This is a genomic window from Alteromonas sp. 4NS20-0143, assembly GCF_057542855.1.
The window spans coordinates 107,601-125,740 of record NZ_BAAJLR010000009.1 but is presented as its reverse complement, the minus strand read 5'-3'; the positions used below and the strand labels follow the sequence as shown (position 1 = coordinate 125,740).

20 protein-coding genes are annotated in these 18,140 nt (G+C 43.5%); 19 read left to right on the top strand and 1 reads right to left on the bottom strand.

Annotation, left to right across the window (positions count from 1 at the left end):
• Positions 1-21: 21 nt before the first annotated feature.
• The gene (gene dnaA / locus AC27HD_RS16420; protein ID WP_487107170.1) at positions 22-1,761 is read right to left on the bottom strand and encodes a chromosomal replication initiator protein DnaA; all 1,740 of its coding nucleotides are present in this window, start codon (positions 1,759-1,761) and stop codon (positions 22-24) included.
• A 589-nt stretch (positions 1,762-2,350) separates the two neighbouring features.
• On the opposite strand from dnaA, the gene rpmH reads away from it, so the two are divergent.
• From rpmH to atpA, 19 genes are all read left to right on the top strand, one after another.
• A complete protein-coding gene (rpmH, locus tag AC27HD_RS16415) occupies positions 2,351-2,485 on the top strand; it encodes a 50S ribosomal protein L34 (protein WP_014290886.1) in 135 nt (44 codons plus the stop codon).
• Between the two features lie 17 nt (positions 2,486-2,502).
• A complete protein-coding gene (rnpA, locus tag AC27HD_RS16410) occupies positions 2,503-2,862 on the top strand; it encodes a ribonuclease P protein component (protein WP_032095234.1) in 360 nt (119 codons plus the stop codon).
• The gene (gene yidD, locus AC27HD_RS16405; RefSeq protein WP_081926608.1) at positions 2,826-3,095 is read left to right on the top strand and encodes a membrane protein insertion efficiency factor YidD; all 270 of its coding nucleotides are present in this window, start codon (positions 2,826-2,828) and stop codon (positions 3,093-3,095) included. Before rnpA ends, yidD begins: the two co-directional genes overlap by 37 nt.
• 10 nt (positions 3,096-3,105) lie before the next feature.
• Positions 3,106-4,764: a membrane protein insertase YidC gene (gene yidC, locus AC27HD_RS16400; protein WP_487107167.1), complete on the top strand. Its 1,659-nt coding sequence runs from the start codon at positions 3,106-3,108 to the stop codon at positions 4,762-4,764.
• 64 nt (positions 4,765-4,828) lie between these two features.
• Entirely contained in the window at positions 4,829-5,311 is a 483-nt protein-coding gene (locus tag AC27HD_RS16395) for a YajQ family cyclic di-GMP-binding protein (protein WP_032095236.1), read from the top strand.
• A 2-nt stretch (positions 5,312-5,313) separates the two neighbouring features.
• Positions 5,314-6,702, top strand: a complete 1,389-nt coding sequence (mnmE, locus tag AC27HD_RS16390; RefSeq protein WP_032095237.1) for a tRNA uridine-5-carboxymethylaminomethyl(34) synthesis GTPase MnmE — start codon at positions 5,314-5,316, stop codon at positions 6,700-6,702.
• Positions 6,703-6,705: 3 nt separating this feature from the next.
• The gene (gene mioC, locus AC27HD_RS16385) at positions 6,706-7,143 is read left to right on the top strand and encodes an FMN-binding protein MioC (RefSeq protein ID WP_487107165.1); all 438 of its coding nucleotides are present in this window, start codon (positions 6,706-6,708) and stop codon (positions 7,141-7,143) included.
• Complete coding sequence (locus tag AC27HD_RS16380) at positions 7,140-7,808, top strand: DnaT-like ssDNA-binding domain-containing protein (protein WP_032095239.1); 669 nt, start codon at positions 7,140-7,142, stop codon at positions 7,806-7,808. Before mioC ends, AC27HD_RS16380 begins: the two co-directional genes overlap by 4 nt.
• 6 nt (positions 7,809-7,814) lie before the next feature.
• Positions 7,815-8,639, top strand: coding sequence for an ATP-binding protein (locus AC27HD_RS16375; protein ID WP_032095240.1), 825 nt, complete (start codon positions 7,815-7,817; stop codon positions 8,637-8,639).
• Between the two features lie 704 nt (positions 8,640-9,343).
• A complete protein-coding gene (gene mnmG, locus AC27HD_RS16370) occupies positions 9,344-11,245 on the top strand; it encodes a tRNA uridine-5-carboxymethylaminomethyl(34) synthesis enzyme MnmG (RefSeq protein WP_487107162.1) in 1,902 nt (633 codons plus the stop codon).
• A 31-nt stretch (positions 11,246-11,276) separates the two neighbouring features.
• A complete protein-coding gene (gene rsmG / locus AC27HD_RS16365; RefSeq protein ID WP_487107160.1) occupies positions 11,277-11,921 on the top strand; it encodes a 16S rRNA (guanine(527)-N(7))-methyltransferase RsmG in 645 nt (214 codons plus the stop codon).
• Between the two features lie 13 nt (positions 11,922-11,934).
• Positions 11,935-12,729, top strand: a complete 795-nt coding sequence (locus tag AC27HD_RS16360; RefSeq protein ID WP_032095243.1) for a ParA family protein — start codon at positions 11,935-11,937, stop codon at positions 12,727-12,729.
• Between the two features lie 45 nt (positions 12,730-12,774).
• Positions 12,775-13,653 (top strand): ParB/RepB/Spo0J family partition protein, encoded by an 879-nt coding sequence (locus tag AC27HD_RS16355; protein ID WP_032095244.1) that lies wholly within the window; start codon positions 12,775-12,777, stop codon positions 13,651-13,653.
• A 206-nt stretch (positions 13,654-13,859) separates the two neighbouring features.
• Positions 13,860-14,246, top strand: a complete 387-nt coding sequence (locus AC27HD_RS16350; RefSeq protein ID WP_032095245.1) for an ATP synthase subunit I — start codon at positions 13,860-13,862, stop codon at positions 14,244-14,246.
• A gap of 76 nt (positions 14,247-14,322) precedes the next feature.
• Complete coding sequence (atpB, locus tag AC27HD_RS16345) at positions 14,323-15,156, top strand: F0F1 ATP synthase subunit A (protein ID WP_032095246.1); 834 nt, start codon at positions 14,323-14,325, stop codon at positions 15,154-15,156.
• Between the two features lie 94 nt (positions 15,157-15,250).
• On the top strand, positions 15,251-15,472 hold the full coding sequence (gene atpE / locus AC27HD_RS16340) for a F0F1 ATP synthase subunit C (RefSeq protein ID WP_032095247.1): 222 nt from the start codon (positions 15,251-15,253) through the stop codon (positions 15,470-15,472).
• A 45-nt stretch (positions 15,473-15,517) separates the two neighbouring features.
• Entirely contained in the window at positions 15,518-15,988 is a 471-nt protein-coding gene (gene atpF, locus AC27HD_RS16335) for a F0F1 ATP synthase subunit B (protein ID WP_032095248.1), read from the top strand.
• Between the two features lie 14 nt (positions 15,989-16,002).
• Entirely contained in the window at positions 16,003-16,536 is a 534-nt protein-coding gene (gene atpH / locus AC27HD_RS16330) for a F0F1 ATP synthase subunit delta (RefSeq protein WP_032095249.1), read from the top strand.
• A gap of 13 nt (positions 16,537-16,549) precedes the next feature.
• Positions 16,550-18,091 carry a F0F1 ATP synthase subunit alpha gene (atpA, locus tag AC27HD_RS16325; protein WP_032095250.1) on the top strand — a complete coding sequence of 514 codons (1,542 nt, stop codon included), beginning with the start codon at positions 16,550-16,552 and terminating at the stop codon, positions 18,089-18,091.
• Positions 18,092-18,140: the final 49 nt, after the last annotated feature.

Below are 18,140 nucleotides of genomic sequence, written 5' to 3'. Positions count from 1 at the left end.
TCGCCTCTAAGGTCGTATTATTTAGGAAGACAATGTCCTAATGAGGTTTTTATAGTCTTCTTTTATATCATGACTTTCTTCTCTTAGCTGCTCTATTTTTCTACACGCATGGAGTACCGTAGTATGGTCCCTTCCACCAAACGCATTACCGAGTTCTGGTAAGCTGTGGTTGGTTAACTCTTTGGCCAGCGCCATTGCAACTTGACGAGGACGAGCAACACTTCTACTTCTTCGCTTAGATAAAATATCAGCTACCTTTATCTTATAATAATCTGCCACGGTTTTCTGAATATTATCAACAGTTACAAGCTTTTCTTGTAAAGCGAGGAGATCGCGCAATGCCTCTCTAACAAAATCAATAGTAATGGGGCGACCAGTAAAATTAGCATTGGCAATAACTCGATTTAATGCCCCTTCTAATTCCCTAACATTAGAACGCAATCGTTTCGCAATAAAGAATGCCACTTCATTAGGAAGGTGGATGCGATTCTCTGCAGCTTTACGCATTAAGATCGCTACACGTGTTTCAAGCTCAGGCGGTTCGATCGCAATGGTCAATCCCCATCCAAACCGGGATTTTAAGCGATCCTCAACGCCATCGATCTCTTTTGGATAACGATCCGATGTCAAAATGATCTGCTGATTTCCTTCCAACAACGCATTGAAGGTATGAAAGAACTCTTCTTGCGATCGCTCTTTATTGGCAAAAAATTGAATGTCATCAATAAGCAGAGCATCAACGGAGCGGTAAAAACGCTTAAAATCTTCGATAGCGTTATTCTGCAATGCCTTCACCATGTCTTGCACGAATCGTTCAGAATGCATGTACACAATCTTTGCATCACCATTATTTGCAACAATACCGTTACCTACTGCATGCAATAAGTGAGTTTTACCTAAGCCGGTGCCACCATATATAAACAGCGGGTTATATGAACCACCAGGATTATTAGCAACTTGCGTAGCGGCCGCACGAGCAAGTTGGTTTGATTTACCCTCAACAAAATTATCAAATTGATAGGTTGGGTTGATATTGCTCTTATGCTTCATTGCCTCGGGAATAGGTACTACCCTGGGCGAGGGCTGAGTACGAGGCGCGGACGCTTGATTAGCTGCTCTGTTTTGCTCATGGTAACTACGGCTGCTGTTTGCATTTATACTGCTGTTCCTATCCCCAGAACTGCTACCTCCAGAGCTTCTATCACCAAAGCTTTTATCACCAAAGTTTTTATCACCAGCCTTATTATCGCCAAAATCATTGCCACTAGAGAAATCACTATTATTCTGCTGGGAATGATGTTGGTTAGTATTACTGTGACTATAAGAGTTATGACTAGACGGACTCTGATTAGCTGACGATTGCTGCGATTGCGACGCAGACTGAGAATGCCCTTGTTGTATAGAACCTGCATGAGACTGCGCGCCGTGCTGATAAGCATTCTGACGTGGTGCAGACTGTGACATCCCTGATGAAGAAGGTTGTGAGGGTGCTGAATTCTGTTGTGACGAGTTATTGACTCGTTGTCGGTTCATTACTTCAAGGTGCAATTGTGGCGCACTCTCACCTGCAAACTCACGGAGAAGACCCGTAATATTGTCTAAATATTTATCTCTCACCCAATCTAAAACAAAGCGGTTAGGCGCAAAAAGAGCTACATATCCCTCTTGTTCTTCACAAACAAGCGGTCTAATCCACATACTGAATTGTTGCGTCGGTAGTTCTTGACGCAGGCGTTCAAGACATTGATTCCATAAGGACATGGTACGTTGTTAGCTCCCGTTGCTCGCGTAAAACCAAATAGAGTAGTGTCGACATCGCGTAAGAGGAAGCCGTGAACGTTCTTAGAAGGTATGTTGAATAATCGCGAGAAAGTAAATTATCGTTCTAGTCTGTGGATTATCTTATTTTATCAACAAAAAGTAAATCCCGATCTCAGCAGATCGCTACGATCAAACTGATAACTCATTGTAAATTATCACCTTTTCTTTTAGATCAAAACGAACTTACTTTAGACTTTCTTACACCTAAAAATAAGGTAAAAGCCCTTGATCTGATCCCCATATTCATGATTGTACACACCCTATTGTGGATAACCTTTGCTAAAAAATTGGGTTATTCACAGCCTTAATGGATTTAAATAACTCATTTCAATAAAAAATAGTAAAAATTGTTCAATTATTCTCCCCAAAAGCTACATTATGCATTGACACAAGCCCCCGAGATCTCTAGAATTCAGCGTCCTTTTTCGATGGGCTTTTCTGGTGAGAACTCCACATTGTTTTAATAATGAAATAATGTGTTACCAAAAAACGCCTATGTTTGTAACTAAATATAAGTGAGACTTTGGTCATGAAAAGAACATTTCAACCGAGCAATCTTAAGCGCAAGCGTTCTCACGGTTTTCGTGCTCGTATGGCGACTAAAAATGGTCGTAAAGTACTAGCAGCTCGCCGTGCAAAAGGCCGCGCTCGTCTTTCAGCTTAATTAGAAAGACGCCAAAAGTGGGCGAAAATAATTTTTCAAGGGAGTTGCGTCTGTTGACTCCCTCCCACTTTACTTATGTGTTTGATAACGCAACCCCAGCTGTATCTCCCTCTTTTACTATTCTAGCTAGAAAAAACTCTCATAATAATTCGCGACTCGGTATTACCATAGCGAAAAAACGCGTCCGTAAAGCCCATGATAGAAATAGGCTCAAACGACTTGTACGTGAAAGTTTTAGACACAAACAACATCACTTACCGAATGTAGATATTATCGTTATAGGTAAGTCAGGTGCCGATAATCTTAGCAACCAAGAAGTTTTTGCAACTTTAGAAAAGCTATGGAAAAAATTAAACAAGCGTTGCGGAAACTCTTAATTGCAGTTCCCCTAGCATTGATAAAATTTTATCAATGGTTTATTTCGCCTGTTTTAGGCCAACGATGTCGTTTCCATCCGTCCTGTTCTTGGTATGCTATAGACGCACTAAAAACACACGGATTAGTAAAAGGCGGTTGGTTATCGTTCAAACGCATATTAAAATGTCAGCCTTTGCATGCCGGGGGTTACGATCCGGTACCAGAAAAACAACAAGATAAACACTCAAAATAAAGAGACCTATATGGAATCGCAACGCAGTTTTCTGATAATTGGCCTAGCGCTAGTTACCTTTTTGCTATGGCAAGCTTGGCAAAAAGATTATGGGCCACAGCCTATAAATCCTGTTCAACAAGAGCAGACGCAACAAGCAAATCAAGGTGTACCTTCTTTTGACGAAGCACAAAGCGAAGATGTTCCTACTAGTGATAGTGTACCTGCTGCACAAGCCATAGCTCAGACGCAAAACACAAATCGCATTATCGAGGTAAAAACCGACACGCTAGATGTGCGTATTGATTTATTAGGCGGCGATGTTATCTCTGCAAATCTAATAAAATTTCCCGTGACTCAAGGTTCTGATGAGCCTTACAGTTTATTGCGTTCGGGCATGGGGTTATACGTTGCGCAAAGTGGATTAATTGGAAAACAAGGCCCAGATGCTAGCGCAACTGGCAGACCCGTTTATACCGCACAACAATCGGCTTATCAGCTTAATGGCGATACCTTAGTCGTGCCATTAACATGGAAGAATAGTCAGGGGCTTTCAATCACTAAGACATTTACGTTTACCCAAGGTCGCTACGATGTGAACGTAAGTTATGATGTACAAAACGCAACAAATACCGCTGCAAACGTTCAGCCTTATGCGCAGCTAAAACAGGTTATGGACTTTGAAGACGACGGCAATATGTTTATGCCAACCTATCGCGGTGCGGCATTCTCTACAGAAGACGATAGATACGATAAGTATTCTTTTGATGAGATAGAGGACGAAAACCTTCGCAAAACCACTAAAGCTGGCTGGGTGGGAATGCTAGAGCACTACTTCGTGTCGGCATGGGTTCCTTCTCAAGAACAAACCAACACCCTTTATTCTCGCAATATTAATAATCAATTTGCAGTTATTGGTGTGCTTTCACCTGCCGAGACCATCAACGCCGGTGAATCTAAAACAATCGCCTCAACGCTTTATATGGGTCCTAAAGACCAAGATAGCCTTGCAAAAATAGCGCGAGGATTAGACCTTACCGTTGATTACGGCATTCTATTTTGGATTTCTCAACCGTTGTTTTCACTGCTTACCTTCTTACATAGCCTTGTGAATAACTGGGGTGTTGCAATCATCCTTATCACTATTGTAGTTAAAGGCGCTATGTACTGGCTAACCAAAAAGCAATACGAGTCTATGGCCCGTATGCGTAACTTAGCCCCTAAGATGCAGCAGCTTAAGGACCGCTTTGGCGACGATAGACAAAAAATGTCTCAAGCAATGATGGAGTTGTACCGCAAAGAAAAAGTAAACCCTATGGGTGGCTGTCTACCTTTGCTTTTACAAATGCCTATTTTCCTAGCCCTGTATTGGGTATTAATGGAAAGTGTTGAACTTCGCCATGCAGACTTTGTGCTATGGATAACCGATTTATCGACTAAAGACCCCTACTTTGTGTTGCCAGTATTAACTGGTGCAAGCATGTATTTACTACAAAAATTGCAACCCACTACCATTACCGACCCTATGCAGCAAAAAATAATGCAGTGGATGCCGGTGATGATGAGTGTGTTCTTCTTATGGTTCCCTGCAGGTCTGGTACTATACTGGTTGGTGAGTAATGTCATCACACTGGTTCAAGCCAAAATGATCTATGCTTCCATGGAGAAGCGGGGCATAAGCAATAAATAACATATTGTTTGTTTAATTATACAGCCCGCCTACGCGGGCTGTTTTGTCTAACGAGGAATTTACTGTGCCATCATTCGATATTGTTTCAGAAATAAATATGGAAGAAGTGCGAAACGCTACGGAAAACGCAAGCAGAGAGCTTTCTACGCGTTTCGATTTTCGCGGAATTGAAGCTAGCTTTGATTACAAAGAAAAAACCGTTGTTATGAAAGCAGAAGCTGAATTTCAACTTCAGCAAATGGAAAGCATGTTTAGAACGGCTTGTTCAAAACGAAATGTGGATACGTCTTCCATAGACGTAAAACCTTTTGATGCCCATGGCAAAACCTATCGCCAAACCATTGCGTTTAAAGAAGGTATTGAGCAGCCTATGGCGAAGAAAATCGTTAAGCTGATTAAAGATGCCAAAATGAAGGTTCAAACTGCGATTCAGGGTGAAGAACTGCGCGTGACGGGTAAAAAACGTGACGACCTTCAACAAGTAATGGCATTGGTTAAATCGTCTGACCTAGGTCAACCGTTTCAATTTAAGAATTTTCGCGATTAATTATGGATTCACTCACCTTCTCAACGGACACTATTACTGCTCAGGCAACGGCTCCAGGACGAGGCGGTGTGGGAATTATTCGCGTGTCAGGCCCAAAGGCAAAGGAAGTCGCACAAGCGTTAGTGCCCTGTGAACTCACTCCTAGACAAGCTGCCTATACTTCGTTTATTGATAGTAAAAAAACCGTCATAGACCAAGGCATCGCGCTTTTCTTTAAGGGCCCTAACTCATTTACTGGTGAAGATGTACTTGAGCTTCAAGGGCACGGCGGTCAAGTTGTTATGGACATGCTTATTAACGCTGTACTCGCTACAGGCAGCGCTCGATTAGCCAATCCTGGCGAATTTAGCGAGCAAGCATTTCTCAATGATAAGCTCGATTTAGCTCAGGCAGAGGCCATTGCTGACTTAATAGACGCAAGTTCACAACAAGCGGCTCGCAGTGCGTTACGCTCCCTTCAAGGTGAGTTTTCAACACAAATCCAAACCCTATCCGACCAAATTATTCATCTTCGCATGTATGTTGAAGCAGCTATTGATTTTCCTGAAGAAGAAATAGACTTTCTTTCTGATGGCAAAGTGTCTGGGGACCTCTCAGCCATTGTTCAAAGCTTAGCTTCAGTGCGAGAGCAAGCAAAGCAAGGCTCTCTTTTACGCGAAGGTATGCAGGTGGTTATCGCCGGAAGACCCAATGCGGGTAAATCAAGCTTACTGAATGCACTGGCTGGTAGAGAAAGTGCCATAGTCACCGACATTGCCGGTACAACCCGAGATGTATTAAAAGAGCATATTCATATTGATGGTATGCCCGTTCACATTATCGATACGGCGGGTCTACGAGAAAGCCCCGACAAAGTAGAGCAAATTGGTATTGAACGTGCCTGGCAAGCGATAAGCGATGCCGATCACGTTCTCTTTGTCGTAGATTCCACAGCCACATCTATCATCGACCCGTTCGAGATTTGGCCGGAGTTTATGCAGCGTTTACCCCTTGGTATTCCGGTTACTGTAGTAAGAAATAAAGCCGATTTAAGCACTTTAGATGTAGGCCACAGTACCGTTGCCACTCAGCAAGGCGATATTTCTGTTATCAATTTGTCTGCTAAACAGGGAGATGGCGTTGATACGTTAAAGTCTCATTTAGCAACCACCATGGGGTTCGATACGACGACAGAAGGTCAATTTATTGCTCGCCGTAGACACATTGACGCACTCGACCAAGCAAATAATCACGTGACAACGGGAGAGCAACAGCTGCATGATGCAATGGCGGGTGAACTTTTAGCTGAAGAATTGCGATTAGCTCATCAGGCACTTTGCGAAATCACGGGTGAATTTACCTCTGATGATCTTCTTGGAAAGATATTTTCTTCTTTTTGTATTGGTAAATAGTTAATGACTAAGCACTTTGAAATTATAGTTGGCACAATGTTAGGTGCTGCGGAATACGTTGCAGACGCTCTTGCAGAAACGTTAAAGCAAAAGGGTTTTACCTACACTATTCACCTTGAGCCTAACCTTGACAATATATCTACATCGGCGCACTGGTTAGTGTGCACCTCTACCCACGGCGCTGGCGAACTACCCGACAATATACAGCCCTTTGCAGGGCAGTTAAAAACTACTGACCTGTCCTCAGTCAGTGCCTATATTGTGGGATTAGGCGATACAAGCTATGACACATTCTGTTATGGCGCTAAAACCATGGAGTCACTCATCACAGAGCGTGGCGGTACCCTTAATACTCCAGCGCTTCATGTTGATGTGCTTGAGCATCCAATCCCAGAAGATATCGCCAGTGAATGGTTTGAAGGCATACTAGAACCCGCATGAGTAAACCTCTTACCCAAGCTGAACTAACGGTTCTGCAGTCTCCCATTTCCAATGACTGTCGCGTGCTGTACATGCTGGGCCTGCGCACAAATGCCAACACCGCTACCACGTCTTCATCGGCTATTGATTATAAGTCATTGCTAGCACTACTTAACGGTGACAGCAAAGAGCCTCACTATTTACGAGGGAGACAAATCAATAGCCTGCTGAAACAGCTAGAACAAGTGGGCCTAATTACCCTCCCTCTTGATATCGACTTAGAGCGCAGTATTAACGGTAAAACATTACTGCTGCCGTTACTGAGTGAACCTGTTTCAGATTTTGATGTGCTGCACAAACAGCACACCGCTATGACCCAGGACTGGAAACCAAACAGCGCCCTGTTTAAAGAAATGGCGAACTTACTTGGCATTATTGACAAAACCTTTGACGATAATGATATCGGAGAATTCGTAGCGTACTGGTTAGGCCGGCCTAGTTCTATATTTAGTGAGTTTCAGTGGACGCAAAAATTTGCTAACAATATTAAGCGTAAGAGACTGGCATCAGGCTACTCTGCAACAAAAGTTGTGGGTAGTCAGCAAGTGAAAGTTGCAGCAGGCATAGAAGCGGATGATAATGCAAAGAAGTTGGTCGCCAAGTACGCCTCATCAAAAAAGAGTTAATTCAATATGGATCGCATTACAGATAAAATCGCAAATTTAGCCAAGGCGTTGAATAAGCCCGTCGATCCGGATAACGAATACATCGACTACAAAACGCTGCGTAAGCAATATGAAGCACAGGCTAATGAAGAGATATCGCAACTACAGCAGCGCAGCAAGAAAGCGCGTGTGGAGGCCATACACGGGCGTTCCGATCTCAATCCTAAGTGGACCTTCTCTAACCTCGTTGAAGATAGCGATGATGTAATAGAAGCGGTATCAATTGCTCAGTCATTTATCGCGGCACATGATGACCCTGCGTGGCGTCAAAGCGGCTCTCACATGATGATTTTCTACGGCGATTATGGGCGCGGTAAATCACATATTGCAGGTGCAATAGCCCATCAGCTTATCGACCAATACGAAATATCTGTGTTGTACAGGCAGCTTTCTACTATTTTGGAGATGCGAAATTTCTCTTTCGATTTTTCAGCCTCAGATAATGCAGGCCAACGATTTAGAGAGATACACCACGAACTACTTAACGTTGACTTGCTGATCCTAGATGAAGTATGCGTTAACGAAAGCATCTTAAAAAAGAACGCACAAAGCTGGTTTGGTAATCTTTTACGTCAAAGACTGGTGAATAAGAAAAACTGTATTCTTATTACCAACCATAACCTTGCAGAACTAGAGAATGCGCTAGGACGCTATTGCTACGAGTCTATACGAGAATACGATACCTACAAAGTGCGTTTTCAAGGTCCTAGCAGGCGCGATGAATTAACGGCTGATCATGAAGAAGAAAGCTCTTCAGCCACACCGAGGTACCAACCAAACCAGGTGCGTTAATCGTATTAAGGTAACGCCGTTACAATCAAAATACTTCAAATTAAAGACAACAGAGTGCTCATCTCTGTTGTCTTTTTTTTGTTTTTATCCCTTAAAATTATAAAAAAGGATAAATATTTTTTGAGGACGCAATTATTTTTATAATAATGGGATCAAGCGATCAGATGATCCACAAGGAAATTGTGGAAAGATCTCCTCCACAGGAAGATCCCTTTGAACACCTTGTATTTGCTCGATCCTGCGATCCCAATGTAGAATTCGCAAACATTTTATCCCCAGCTGGATCACATCTTGATCAGGCCTGTGGATAGGATCCTACAACGCCCTGTGTATAAGCTCTGATCGTAAAAAGAATAACTTTTTTGAAATTAGCTTGTGTGGATAAGTACGGTGTTTATACACAAGATCAATAGGGGGTTATATGACTGTGTTTCCCAAAGTTATTGATCGCGTAAGACGATGATCTAAATGCGTTTTGATCGGTTACCCACAGATCTTGCCGATCCTAATAAAAGTAAATATAAAACATATCTAAAAGAGATCTTAAGATCATTAAAGCCGATCACACTTTTTCAAACCTCTAGTTTGAGGAAAATTTAATCATTTTCTTTAGGTAATAAGTCAGCTAAAATACGCGCCCTTTTTTCAGCAAATGCTGACTAAAAGATTTTGGTTTATCGATAGTTTTCAGTGAGGTTTACTCCATGTTTTATGCTCAAGCATTTGATGTCATCGTTGTAGGTGGTGGTCATGCAGGCACAGAAGCCGCTCTTGCCGCTGCACGCATGGGTGCAAATACACTTTTGCTTACTCACAATATCGAGACGATTGGCCAAATGTCGTGCAACCCTGCGATCGGTGGAATTGGTAAGGGTCACTTGGTTAAAGAGATCGACGCTTTAGGCGGTGCAATGGCACTGGCTACCGATCACGGTGGTATTCAATTTAGAACGTTGAACTCAAGCAAAGGTCCTGCCGTACGAGCAACACGCGCTCAGGCGGATCGGACGCTTTACAAAAACGCGATCCGCAGCATTGTCGAAAATCAACCTAACCTCACGTTATTTCAGCAAAGCGTAGACGACTTGGTTGTCGAAAACGATCGCGTTTGCGGCGTTGTTACCCAAATGGGCTTAAAGTTCAAAGCGCAAACTGTTGTTCTAACGGTAGGTACGTTCTTAGGTGGTACTATCCACATTGGGTTAGAAAATTACCGCGGAGGCCGAGCAGGCGATCCCCCGTCTATCGCATTGGCTGACCGACTACGAGCACTGCCATTTCGCGTAGATCGCTTAAAGACAGGTACACCTGCAAGACTTGATGCACGCTCACTGGATTTTTCAGTTATGCAAGCTCAACCAGGCGACAACCCTACTCCGGTTGTTTCGTTTATGGGTAATCGTGATATGCATCCAACACAAATTCCGTGTTATATCACTCACACTAACGAAAAAACCCATGACATTATCCGCGGCGGATTAGACCGTTCTCCAATGTTCACTGGAAATATCGAGGGAATAGGTCCTCGCTACTGCCCTAGCATTGAAGATAAAATTACGCGATTTGCAGATAAAAACTCTCATCAGATTTTTGTTGAGCCTGAAGGACTGAACAGCATTGAAGTTTATCCAAACGGGATCTCAACCAGTTTACCTTTCGATATTCAAATGAACCTTGTTCGCTCCATCAAAGGTTTTGAAAATGCGCATATCGTTAGACCCGGTTACGCTATTGAATATGATTTCTTTGATCCGCGTGATCTCAAGCAAACGCTAGAAACCAAATTTATCGATGGACTATTTTTTGCCGGCCAAATCAATGGCACTACTGGCTACGAAGAAGCTGGGGCTCAAGGTCTAGTGGCTGGCGCTAACGCTGCGCTTCAAGTTCAGCAAAAAGACCCGCTCATTTTGCGCCGGGATCAGGCTTATATGGGTGTGCTTATCGATGATCTGGCTACGATGGGGACCAAAGAACCTTATCGCATGTTTACCAGCCGTGCTGAATACAGACTATTACTGCGAGAAGACAATGCAGATAGTCGCCTGACGGCCCGTGGAAGAGAAATTGGTTTAGTTGATGATGCGCGTTGGGCTAAGTTTAACGAAAAGATGGAAGCCGTTGAAACTGAGACTCAGCGTATGCGCAGCCAGTGGATACACAAAGACCACGTTGCAACACCTCAACTTAACACCATGCTAAAAACACCGGTGAGTCGTGAACATTCTCTAGAGGAAATAATTCGTCGTCCAGAGATGACCTATTCTCAGTTAATGGAAATTGAAAGCGTTGGACCTGGACTTACCGATCCGATAGCCGCTGAGCAGGTAGAAATCCAAATTAAATACGCAGGTTATATTGCGCGTCAGATGGATGAAATAGCCAAAGCACAGCGCCACGAGAATACGTTGCTTCCACGTGATATGGATTTCAGTAAAATTTCGGGTCTTAGCAATGAAGTTGTTACTAAACTTACCGAGGCTCGACCTGAAACAATAGGCAAAGCGTCGCGAATATCAGGTATTACACCAGCGGCGATATCGCTGCTTCTGGTTTACCTAAAAAAACATGGCATGCTAAGAAAACACGAAAAAATCAGCGCCTAACCGCGCTCAATATCAAGACAGAATCCTTTTGATGACTACACAGCAAGATTTGCATTGTATATTGGCCTCTGGACTCGAGGCCCTTTCACTCAATTTAACCGATAATCAGCAACACCAACTTGTTGAATTTGTTTTACTTATCGATAAATGGAACAAAGCCTATAACCTCACTTCCGTGAGGTGCCCAAAGCAAATGATGGTGAAACACATTCTAGATTCACTCGCCATTGTGCCGCACTTGACCGGTGAGAATATTATTGATGTGGGAACCGGGCCCGGATTACCGGGAATGCCCTTGGCCATAGCGTTTCCAGATAAAACCTTTACGCTGTTAGATAGTTTGGGTAAACGGGTTCGCTTTATGACACAATGCGTGCATACGCTCAAACTCACCAATGTAACGCCCGTCAACAGCCGTGTAGAAAATCATGTCGGTGACAAGCCATATGATATTGTACTTAGTCGCGCTTTCGCATCGCTAAAAGATATGTTGCACTGGTGCGAACATCTGGTAGATTCAGATGGGCAGTTTTTAGCACTAAAAGGTCAATTTCCAAAAAGCGAGATAGATGAAGTAAGTGATCACTTTCAAGTTGTGAACACTGAAAACATCACAGTACCGAATTTGGATGGAGAAAGACATTTAGTTTGGCTGAGAAAGACACAGCAACGTTAAAACAGGATTTAGTGTGGCAAAGGTAATCGCAATCGCGAATCAAAAAGGCGGTGTGGGTAAAACAACCACAGCGGTAAATGTTGCAGCTTCCATGGCGGCGACTAAGCGAAAAGTCTTGCTTATCGACCTTGATCCTCAAGGAAATGCGACAATGGGAAGCGGCGTTGACAAATATGAAGTCGATGCAACGGCATTCGAGCTACTTATCGAAGAGAAGCCCATTGATGAGGTCATCGTTAAGAATACGTCTGGTAAATATGATCTCATTGCAGCAAACGGCGACGTGACTGCTGCTGAAATTAAACTCATGGAAATGTTTGCCAGAGAAGTTCGCCTGCGCAACTCGCTAAAACCCGTTATCGATTATTACGACTTTATCTTTATCGATTGCCCGCCGTCGCTTAACCAACTCACTGTTAACGCATTAGCGGCATCAGATTCTGTGATGGTTCCTATGCAGTGCGAATATTATGCCCTTGAGGGATTAACTGCATTGATGGATACCATCCAAAAATTGGCATCTGTTGTGAATCCTGAATTGAAGATCGAAGGCGTTTTGCGTACTATGTACGACCCTCGAAATCGCCTTGCTAACGATGTTTCAGAGCAATTAAAGCGTCATTTTGGTGAGCAGGTATATCGCACGGTGATACCAAGAAACGTTCGTCTTGCTGAAGCCCCAAGTTTTGGAACGCCAGCAATGTACTACGATAAGTCGTCGACCGGTGCTAAAGCCTATTTAGCACTTGCTGGTGAAATTCTTCGACGCAGGGACAAAACTTCGCCTTCTCAGGCAAAAGCGAGTTAAACAAAAATAAGCTGCTACCTATCAGCACATGCCATAGAGGACACTATGTCAGCACGTAAAAGAGGCCTTGGCCGAGGGTTAGATGCGCTTCTTGCTACTAGCCAATCATCGTCTCAAAGAGAACAGGATGCCGCAGAGGTTGTATCAACGAACGGTGAGTTAAGTAAAATTCCCATCGAATTTTTGGTACCTGGAAAATATCAGCCTCGTAAAGACATGTCGCCAGATGCGCTAGAAGAATTAGCATCATCGATTCGTGCCCAGGGTATTATTCAACCTATCGTTGTGCGTAAAGTAGATGAAAATCGCTTTGAAATTATAGCCGGCGAACGTCGTTGGCGTGCATCCCAACTAGCGCAGCTTGATGAAGTACCATGCCTAATTAAAAATGTGCCTGATGAGGCAGCTGTTGCCATTGCGCTGATTGAAAATATTCAGCGTGAAGATTTAAACGCAATGGAAGAAGCGCAGGCGTTAGACCGTTTAATGAGTGAGTTTTCACTGACTCACCAAGAAGTGGCTGAAGCGGTTGGAAAATCTCGTACAACGGTATCTAACTTATTGCGTTTGAATAATCTTAACGACGATGTAAAAACATTGGTTGAGCACGGCGATATTGAAATGGGCCATGCACGGGCATTACTTGCCTTAGATGGCGACACTCAATCTGACACCGCACAAATTGTATCGGGCAAAGGACTAACAGTAAGAGACACTGAAAAGCTAGTGAAAAAGCTTTTAGAGCCCGCAAAACCCAAGCCGGAAAAGAAAATTGATCCCGATGTTCAAAACCTTATGACGCGACTTTCAGAAAATTTAGGCGCACAGGTGAATATAGACCACAATGCGAAGGGCAAAGGAAAACTGACAATTAGCTTTAGTGATTTAGAGCAATTAGATGGAATTATTTCTAAAATTCAATAGGTTGTTGGGTCTTTGTATTATTGTTTACCGTGGCATTTTTGCCCTAGAGATAAGGTTTGTTAACAACAACGGACACTCTCCTTTCCGGTTATAGCAATAGGAAATTTTCAGAATAACTTTCAAAAAGCGTTGTACTGTTGAAAATTGTCGGTAAAACAGTATACTTCTGACGCTTTTTGTAAGACGTGAACAAGCAGCGAGATAGTGTGACAAACAAGTTAGCGAAACGCGGGTTGACCCTCGCCAAAAAAGGGCTACTTTTTCAAATTGTCACGGCCGCCGTAATGGTTGCATTAGCAGCGCTTGTTGGCGGATTAATTACGGCTAGTTCAGCCGCGACAGGTGCCTTAATCAGTATCTTGCCGAAAATAGTTTTTACTGCATTTGCGTTTCGTTACGCTGGCGCGAGTAAAAATGAACTTGTTGCACGCAGTTTTAGCCAAGGTTCAAAAATGAAATTGGCGCTGACAATTATTTTATTTGTAATTGCATTTAGATTTTTACACGTTGTGCCACTTGTTTTGTTTATGGCATTTGTGATTACAACCGTTAGCCACGCGCTAGCAATGTTTCATTACGGTTCGAAAGAATAACAACGACATTAGCGAAACCGTTAGAAACACGATAACCAGTTACTAAATTTTTACACTTTACAACTTGGGTTAAACAATGGCATCTGAATACACTACCTCAGAATACATCAAGCACCACTTGACCAATGCCACCATGTGCTCAACTGACAATGGAATCGCTTTTAACAAAGCGTGTTCTGATGCTGGTTTTTGGGCATGGCATGTCGATACACTGGCATGGTCAATTGGACTTGGTTTACTTTTTCTAATTATCTTTAGAAGTGTTGCGTCAAAAGCAACCACTGGCGTACCTGGCAAAATGCAGGCTTTCGTTGAGTTGGTTGTCGAGTTTGTTGATGACAACGTGAAAAGCACCTTCCATGGACGCAGTGCACTTATTGCACCCCTTGCGCTGACTATTTTCGTCTGGGTTTTATTGATGAATCTAATGGACTTAGTCCCTGTTGACCTTATCCCTTGGGTGTCTGGGTTAATTGGCCAAGCCGCATTTGGTATGGATCCGCACGACGTTTACAACAAAGCAGTACCAACCACTGACTTGAACCTAACCTTTGCCTTGGCAACAGGTGTATTCATTTTAATCTTGTTCTATTCAATCAAGATGAAAGGGATTGGCGGTTTCATGAAAGAGCTGACAATGCAGCCTTTCGGACACCCTGCGTTTATCCCGATAAACTTTATTCTTGAGACAGTAACACTGTTAGCGCGTCCGTTATCACTTGCGCTACGTTTGTTTGGTAACCTTTATGCCAGTGAGCTTATCTTTATTCTGATAGCCACTATCGGTTACTTCCAGCTTCCACTACATTTCATGTGGGCTGTGTTCCATATTTTGGTACTTCCACTTCAAGCGTTTATTTTCATGATGTTGACCATCGTGTACTTAAGCTTGGCGTGTGAAGAACATTAAGCATTAACGAGCGCTGATTAAACCTGGAAAATTGGCGCCGTTTTTACAGAGTTTTACTTTTAACTTTAAATTTAACTTAAAATCGGAGACGTAAATGTTATACATCGCTGCTGCACTACTGATTGGTCTTGGTGCCCTAGGTACCGCTATTGGTTTCGGTCTACTTGGTGGCAAATTCCTAGAATCTGCTGCTCGTCAACCTGAACTAGCACCTCAACTACAAGTTAAGATGTTCATCGTAGCGGGTCTTATCGATGCCATCGCAATGATCGGTGTTGGTATCGCTCTATACCTATTGTTCGCTGTTGGTGCCTAATTCTACTAACCACTTTTTTAGCGAACTTTAAGAGGAGGGGCGATTTTGAATTTTAACGCCACTTTTATAGGTCAATTAATCGCCTTCGCTGTGTTCGTGGTGTTCTGCATGAAATATGTGTGGCCACCGCTGATTGCAGCGATTGAAGAGCGTCAAAAGAAGATAGCCGATGGGCTTGAAGCTTCTGAACGCGCAGAGAAAGACTTAGAACTTGCTCAAGCGAAAGCCACTGAGCAAATGAAAGACGCGAAAGCGCAAGCAGCTGAAATTATCGAGCAGGCCAAAAAGCGCGCCAACCAATTGGTTGACGAAGAAACGCAGAAAGGTCATGCAGAACGCGAAAAAATTATCGCGTCTGGTTATGCCGAAGTTGAAGCTGAACGCAATCGTGCCAAAGAAGATTTGCGCAAGCAGGTATCTGCATTAGCAGTTGCTGGCGCGCAGCAAATTTTACAACGTGAAATCGATGCTAACGCACAAAACGACATTGTTGAAAAACTTGTCGCTGAGCTTTGAGAAGGAGATGAGCCATGTCTGAATTGACAACCGTTGCTCGTCCTTACGCTAAAGCCGCTTTCGATTTTGCCGTCGAGAAAAGTGCTGTTGCAAAATGGCAAGAAATGCTCACCTTCGCCGGTGCAGTTGCTGCTAACGATGAAATGCACGAGTTATTAACTGGTGCCGTTGCCGCTGACACGCTGTCGGACATTTTTGTGAATGTTTGTGGTGAGCAACTCGATGAATACGGTCAAAACCTGATGAAGGTGCTGGCCGAAAATAAACGTTTAGCCGCGTTGCCTGAAATATCTGCGTTATTTGATGCTTTTAAAGCAGATTATGACAAAGAAATAGAAGTTGACGTAACGTCAGCCTCAGCGCTGACTGACGCACAACAATCTGAACTGATTGCGTCGTTGGAAAAACGTTTGGCACGTAAAGTGAAGCTTAATTGTAACGTGGACCCTGCCCTGATCGCTGGAATGGTAATAAATGCCGGTGATACAGTAATTGATGGTTCCGTAAAGTCGAAATTGAACCGTCTAGCAGACGCGTTGCAAGCATAACGGGGATAAGAGCATGCAACTTAATTCCACTGAAATTGCTGAACTGATCAAGAAAAGAATTGAACAGTTCAATGTAAGCAGTGAAGCACGCAATGAAGGTACTATCGTCGCAGTAACCGACGGTATTATCCGTATTCATGGCCTTGCCGATGTAATGCAAGGTGAAATGATCGAGCTTCCAGGAAGCCGCTACGCAATGGCACTAAACCTTGAGCGTGACTCAGTAGGTGCTGTTGTTATGGGTCCATATGCGGACCTGAAAGAAGGCGATAAAGTACAATCTTCAGGTCGTATTCTTGAAGTTCCGGTAGGCTACGCTCTACTTGGTCGTGTTGTTAACACACTAGGTGAGCCAATCGATGGAAAAGGCGCAATTGAAGCTGCAGGTTTTGAACCTGTTGAAAAAATTGCACCAGGCGTAATTGAACGTCAGCCAGTCGACCAACCAATCCAAACCGGTTATAAATCTGTTGATGCGATGGTGCCAGTAGGCCGCGGACAGCGTGAGCTGATCATCGGTGACCGTCAGTGCGGTAAAACTGCAATGGCGATTGACGCTATCATCAATCAAAAAGGTACAGGCGTTAAGTGCGTGTACGTGGCGATTGGTCAAAAAGCATCAACTATTGCAAACGTTGTACGTAAACTAGAAGAACACGGAGCGTTAGAGCACACAATTATTGTTGCTGCTTCTGCTTCTGAATCTGCTGCGCTTCAATACTTAGCGCCGTATTCTGGTTGTACAATGGGTGAGTTTTTCCGTGACCACGGTGAAGATGCATTAATCGTATATGATGATTTGTCTAAGCAAGCTGTTGCTTATCGTCAAATTTCATTGCTACTTAAGCGTCCACCAGGTCGTGAAGCCTATCCAGGTGATGTTTTCTATCTTCACTCGCGTCTACTAGAGCGCGCTGCACGTGTAAACGATCAATACGTTGAACGTTTCACCAAAGGCGAAGTGAAAGGTAAAACAGGTTCATTAACTGCGCTTCCAATTATCGAAACGCAAGCTGGTGACGTATCTGCATTCGTACCTACTAACGTAATCTCGATTACTGATGGTCAGATCTTCTTAGAAACTGACTTGTTCAACTCAGGTATCCGTCCAGCCGTGAACGCGGGTGTATCGGTATCTCGTGTTGGTGGTGCTGCACAGACTAAAATCATCAAGAAACTAGGTGGTGGTATTCGTTTAGCACTTGCACAGTATCGTGAACTTGCTGCGTTCTCGCAGTTTGCTTCAGACCTTGATGATGCGACTCGTGAGCAACTTGAGCACGGTGAGCGCGTTACAGAACTGATGAAGCAAAAGCAATATGCTCCACTTTCAATTGCTGATATGGGTGCATCCCTGTTCGCGGTAGAAAAAGGGTTTCTAAAGAGCGTTGAGCTGGACAAAATCCTAGATTTTGAAGCCTCTCTTCACTCGTATTTGAACAGCGAGCACGCTGACCTTATGAAGACTATCAACGAAACAGGTAACTACAACGACGAGATTGCCTCTAAGTTGAATGACGCATTAACTAGTTTTAAAGCGACACAAACTTGGTAATCAATGCAGCCGGTAATGTGTAATAGCATCGCCGGCAACACGTTGAGTA

Excerpts from the sequence above, each read along its gene's own strand:
- mnmE (WP_032095237.1), top strand. The coding sequence starts at position 5,314 with ATGGATTCACTCACCTTCTCAACGGACACTATTACTGCTCAGGCAACG.
- AC27HD_RS16355 (WP_032095244.1), top strand. The coding sequence starts at position 12,775 with ATGTCAGCACGTAAAAGAGGCCTTGGCCGAGGGTTAGATGCGCTTCTT.
- dnaA (WP_487107170.1), bottom strand. The coding sequence starts at position 1,761 with ATGTCCTTATGGAATCAATGTCTTGAACGCCTGCGTCAAGAACTACCG.
- AC27HD_RS16380 (WP_032095239.1), top strand. The coding sequence starts at position 7,140 with ATGAGTAAACCTCTTACCCAAGCTGAACTAACGGTTCTGCAGTCTCCC.
- mnmG (WP_487107162.1), top strand. The coding sequence starts at position 9,344 with ATGTTTTATGCTCAAGCATTTGATGTCATCGTTGTAGGTGGTGGTCAT.
- atpE (WP_032095247.1), top strand. The coding sequence starts at position 15,251 with ATGTTATACATCGCTGCTGCACTACTGATTGGTCTTGGTGCCCTAGGT.
- rpmH (WP_014290886.1), top strand. The coding sequence starts at position 2,351 with ATGAAAAGAACATTTCAACCGAGCAATCTTAAGCGCAAGCGTTCTCAC.
- atpH (WP_032095249.1), top strand. The coding sequence starts at position 16,003 with ATGTCTGAATTGACAACCGTTGCTCGTCCTTACGCTAAAGCCGCTTTC.
- mioC (WP_487107165.1), top strand. The coding sequence starts at position 6,706 with ATGACTAAGCACTTTGAAATTATAGTTGGCACAATGTTAGGTGCTGCG.
- yidD (WP_081926608.1), top strand. The coding sequence starts at position 2,826 with ATGGAAAAAATTAAACAAGCGTTGCGGAAACTCTTAATTGCAGTTCCC.
- AC27HD_RS16375 (WP_032095240.1), top strand. The coding sequence starts at position 7,815 with ATGGATCGCATTACAGATAAAATCGCAAATTTAGCCAAGGCGTTGAAT.
- rsmG (WP_487107160.1), top strand. The coding sequence starts at position 11,277 with ATGACTACACAGCAAGATTTGCATTGTATATTGGCCTCTGGACTCGAG.
- yidC (WP_487107167.1), top strand. The coding sequence starts at position 3,106 with ATGGAATCGCAACGCAGTTTTCTGATAATTGGCCTAGCGCTAGTTACC.
- atpB (WP_032095246.1), top strand. The coding sequence starts at position 14,323 with ATGGCATCTGAATACACTACCTCAGAATACATCAAGCACCACTTGACC.
- atpA (WP_032095250.1), top strand. The coding sequence starts at position 16,550 with ATGCAACTTAATTCCACTGAAATTGCTGAACTGATCAAGAAAAGAATT.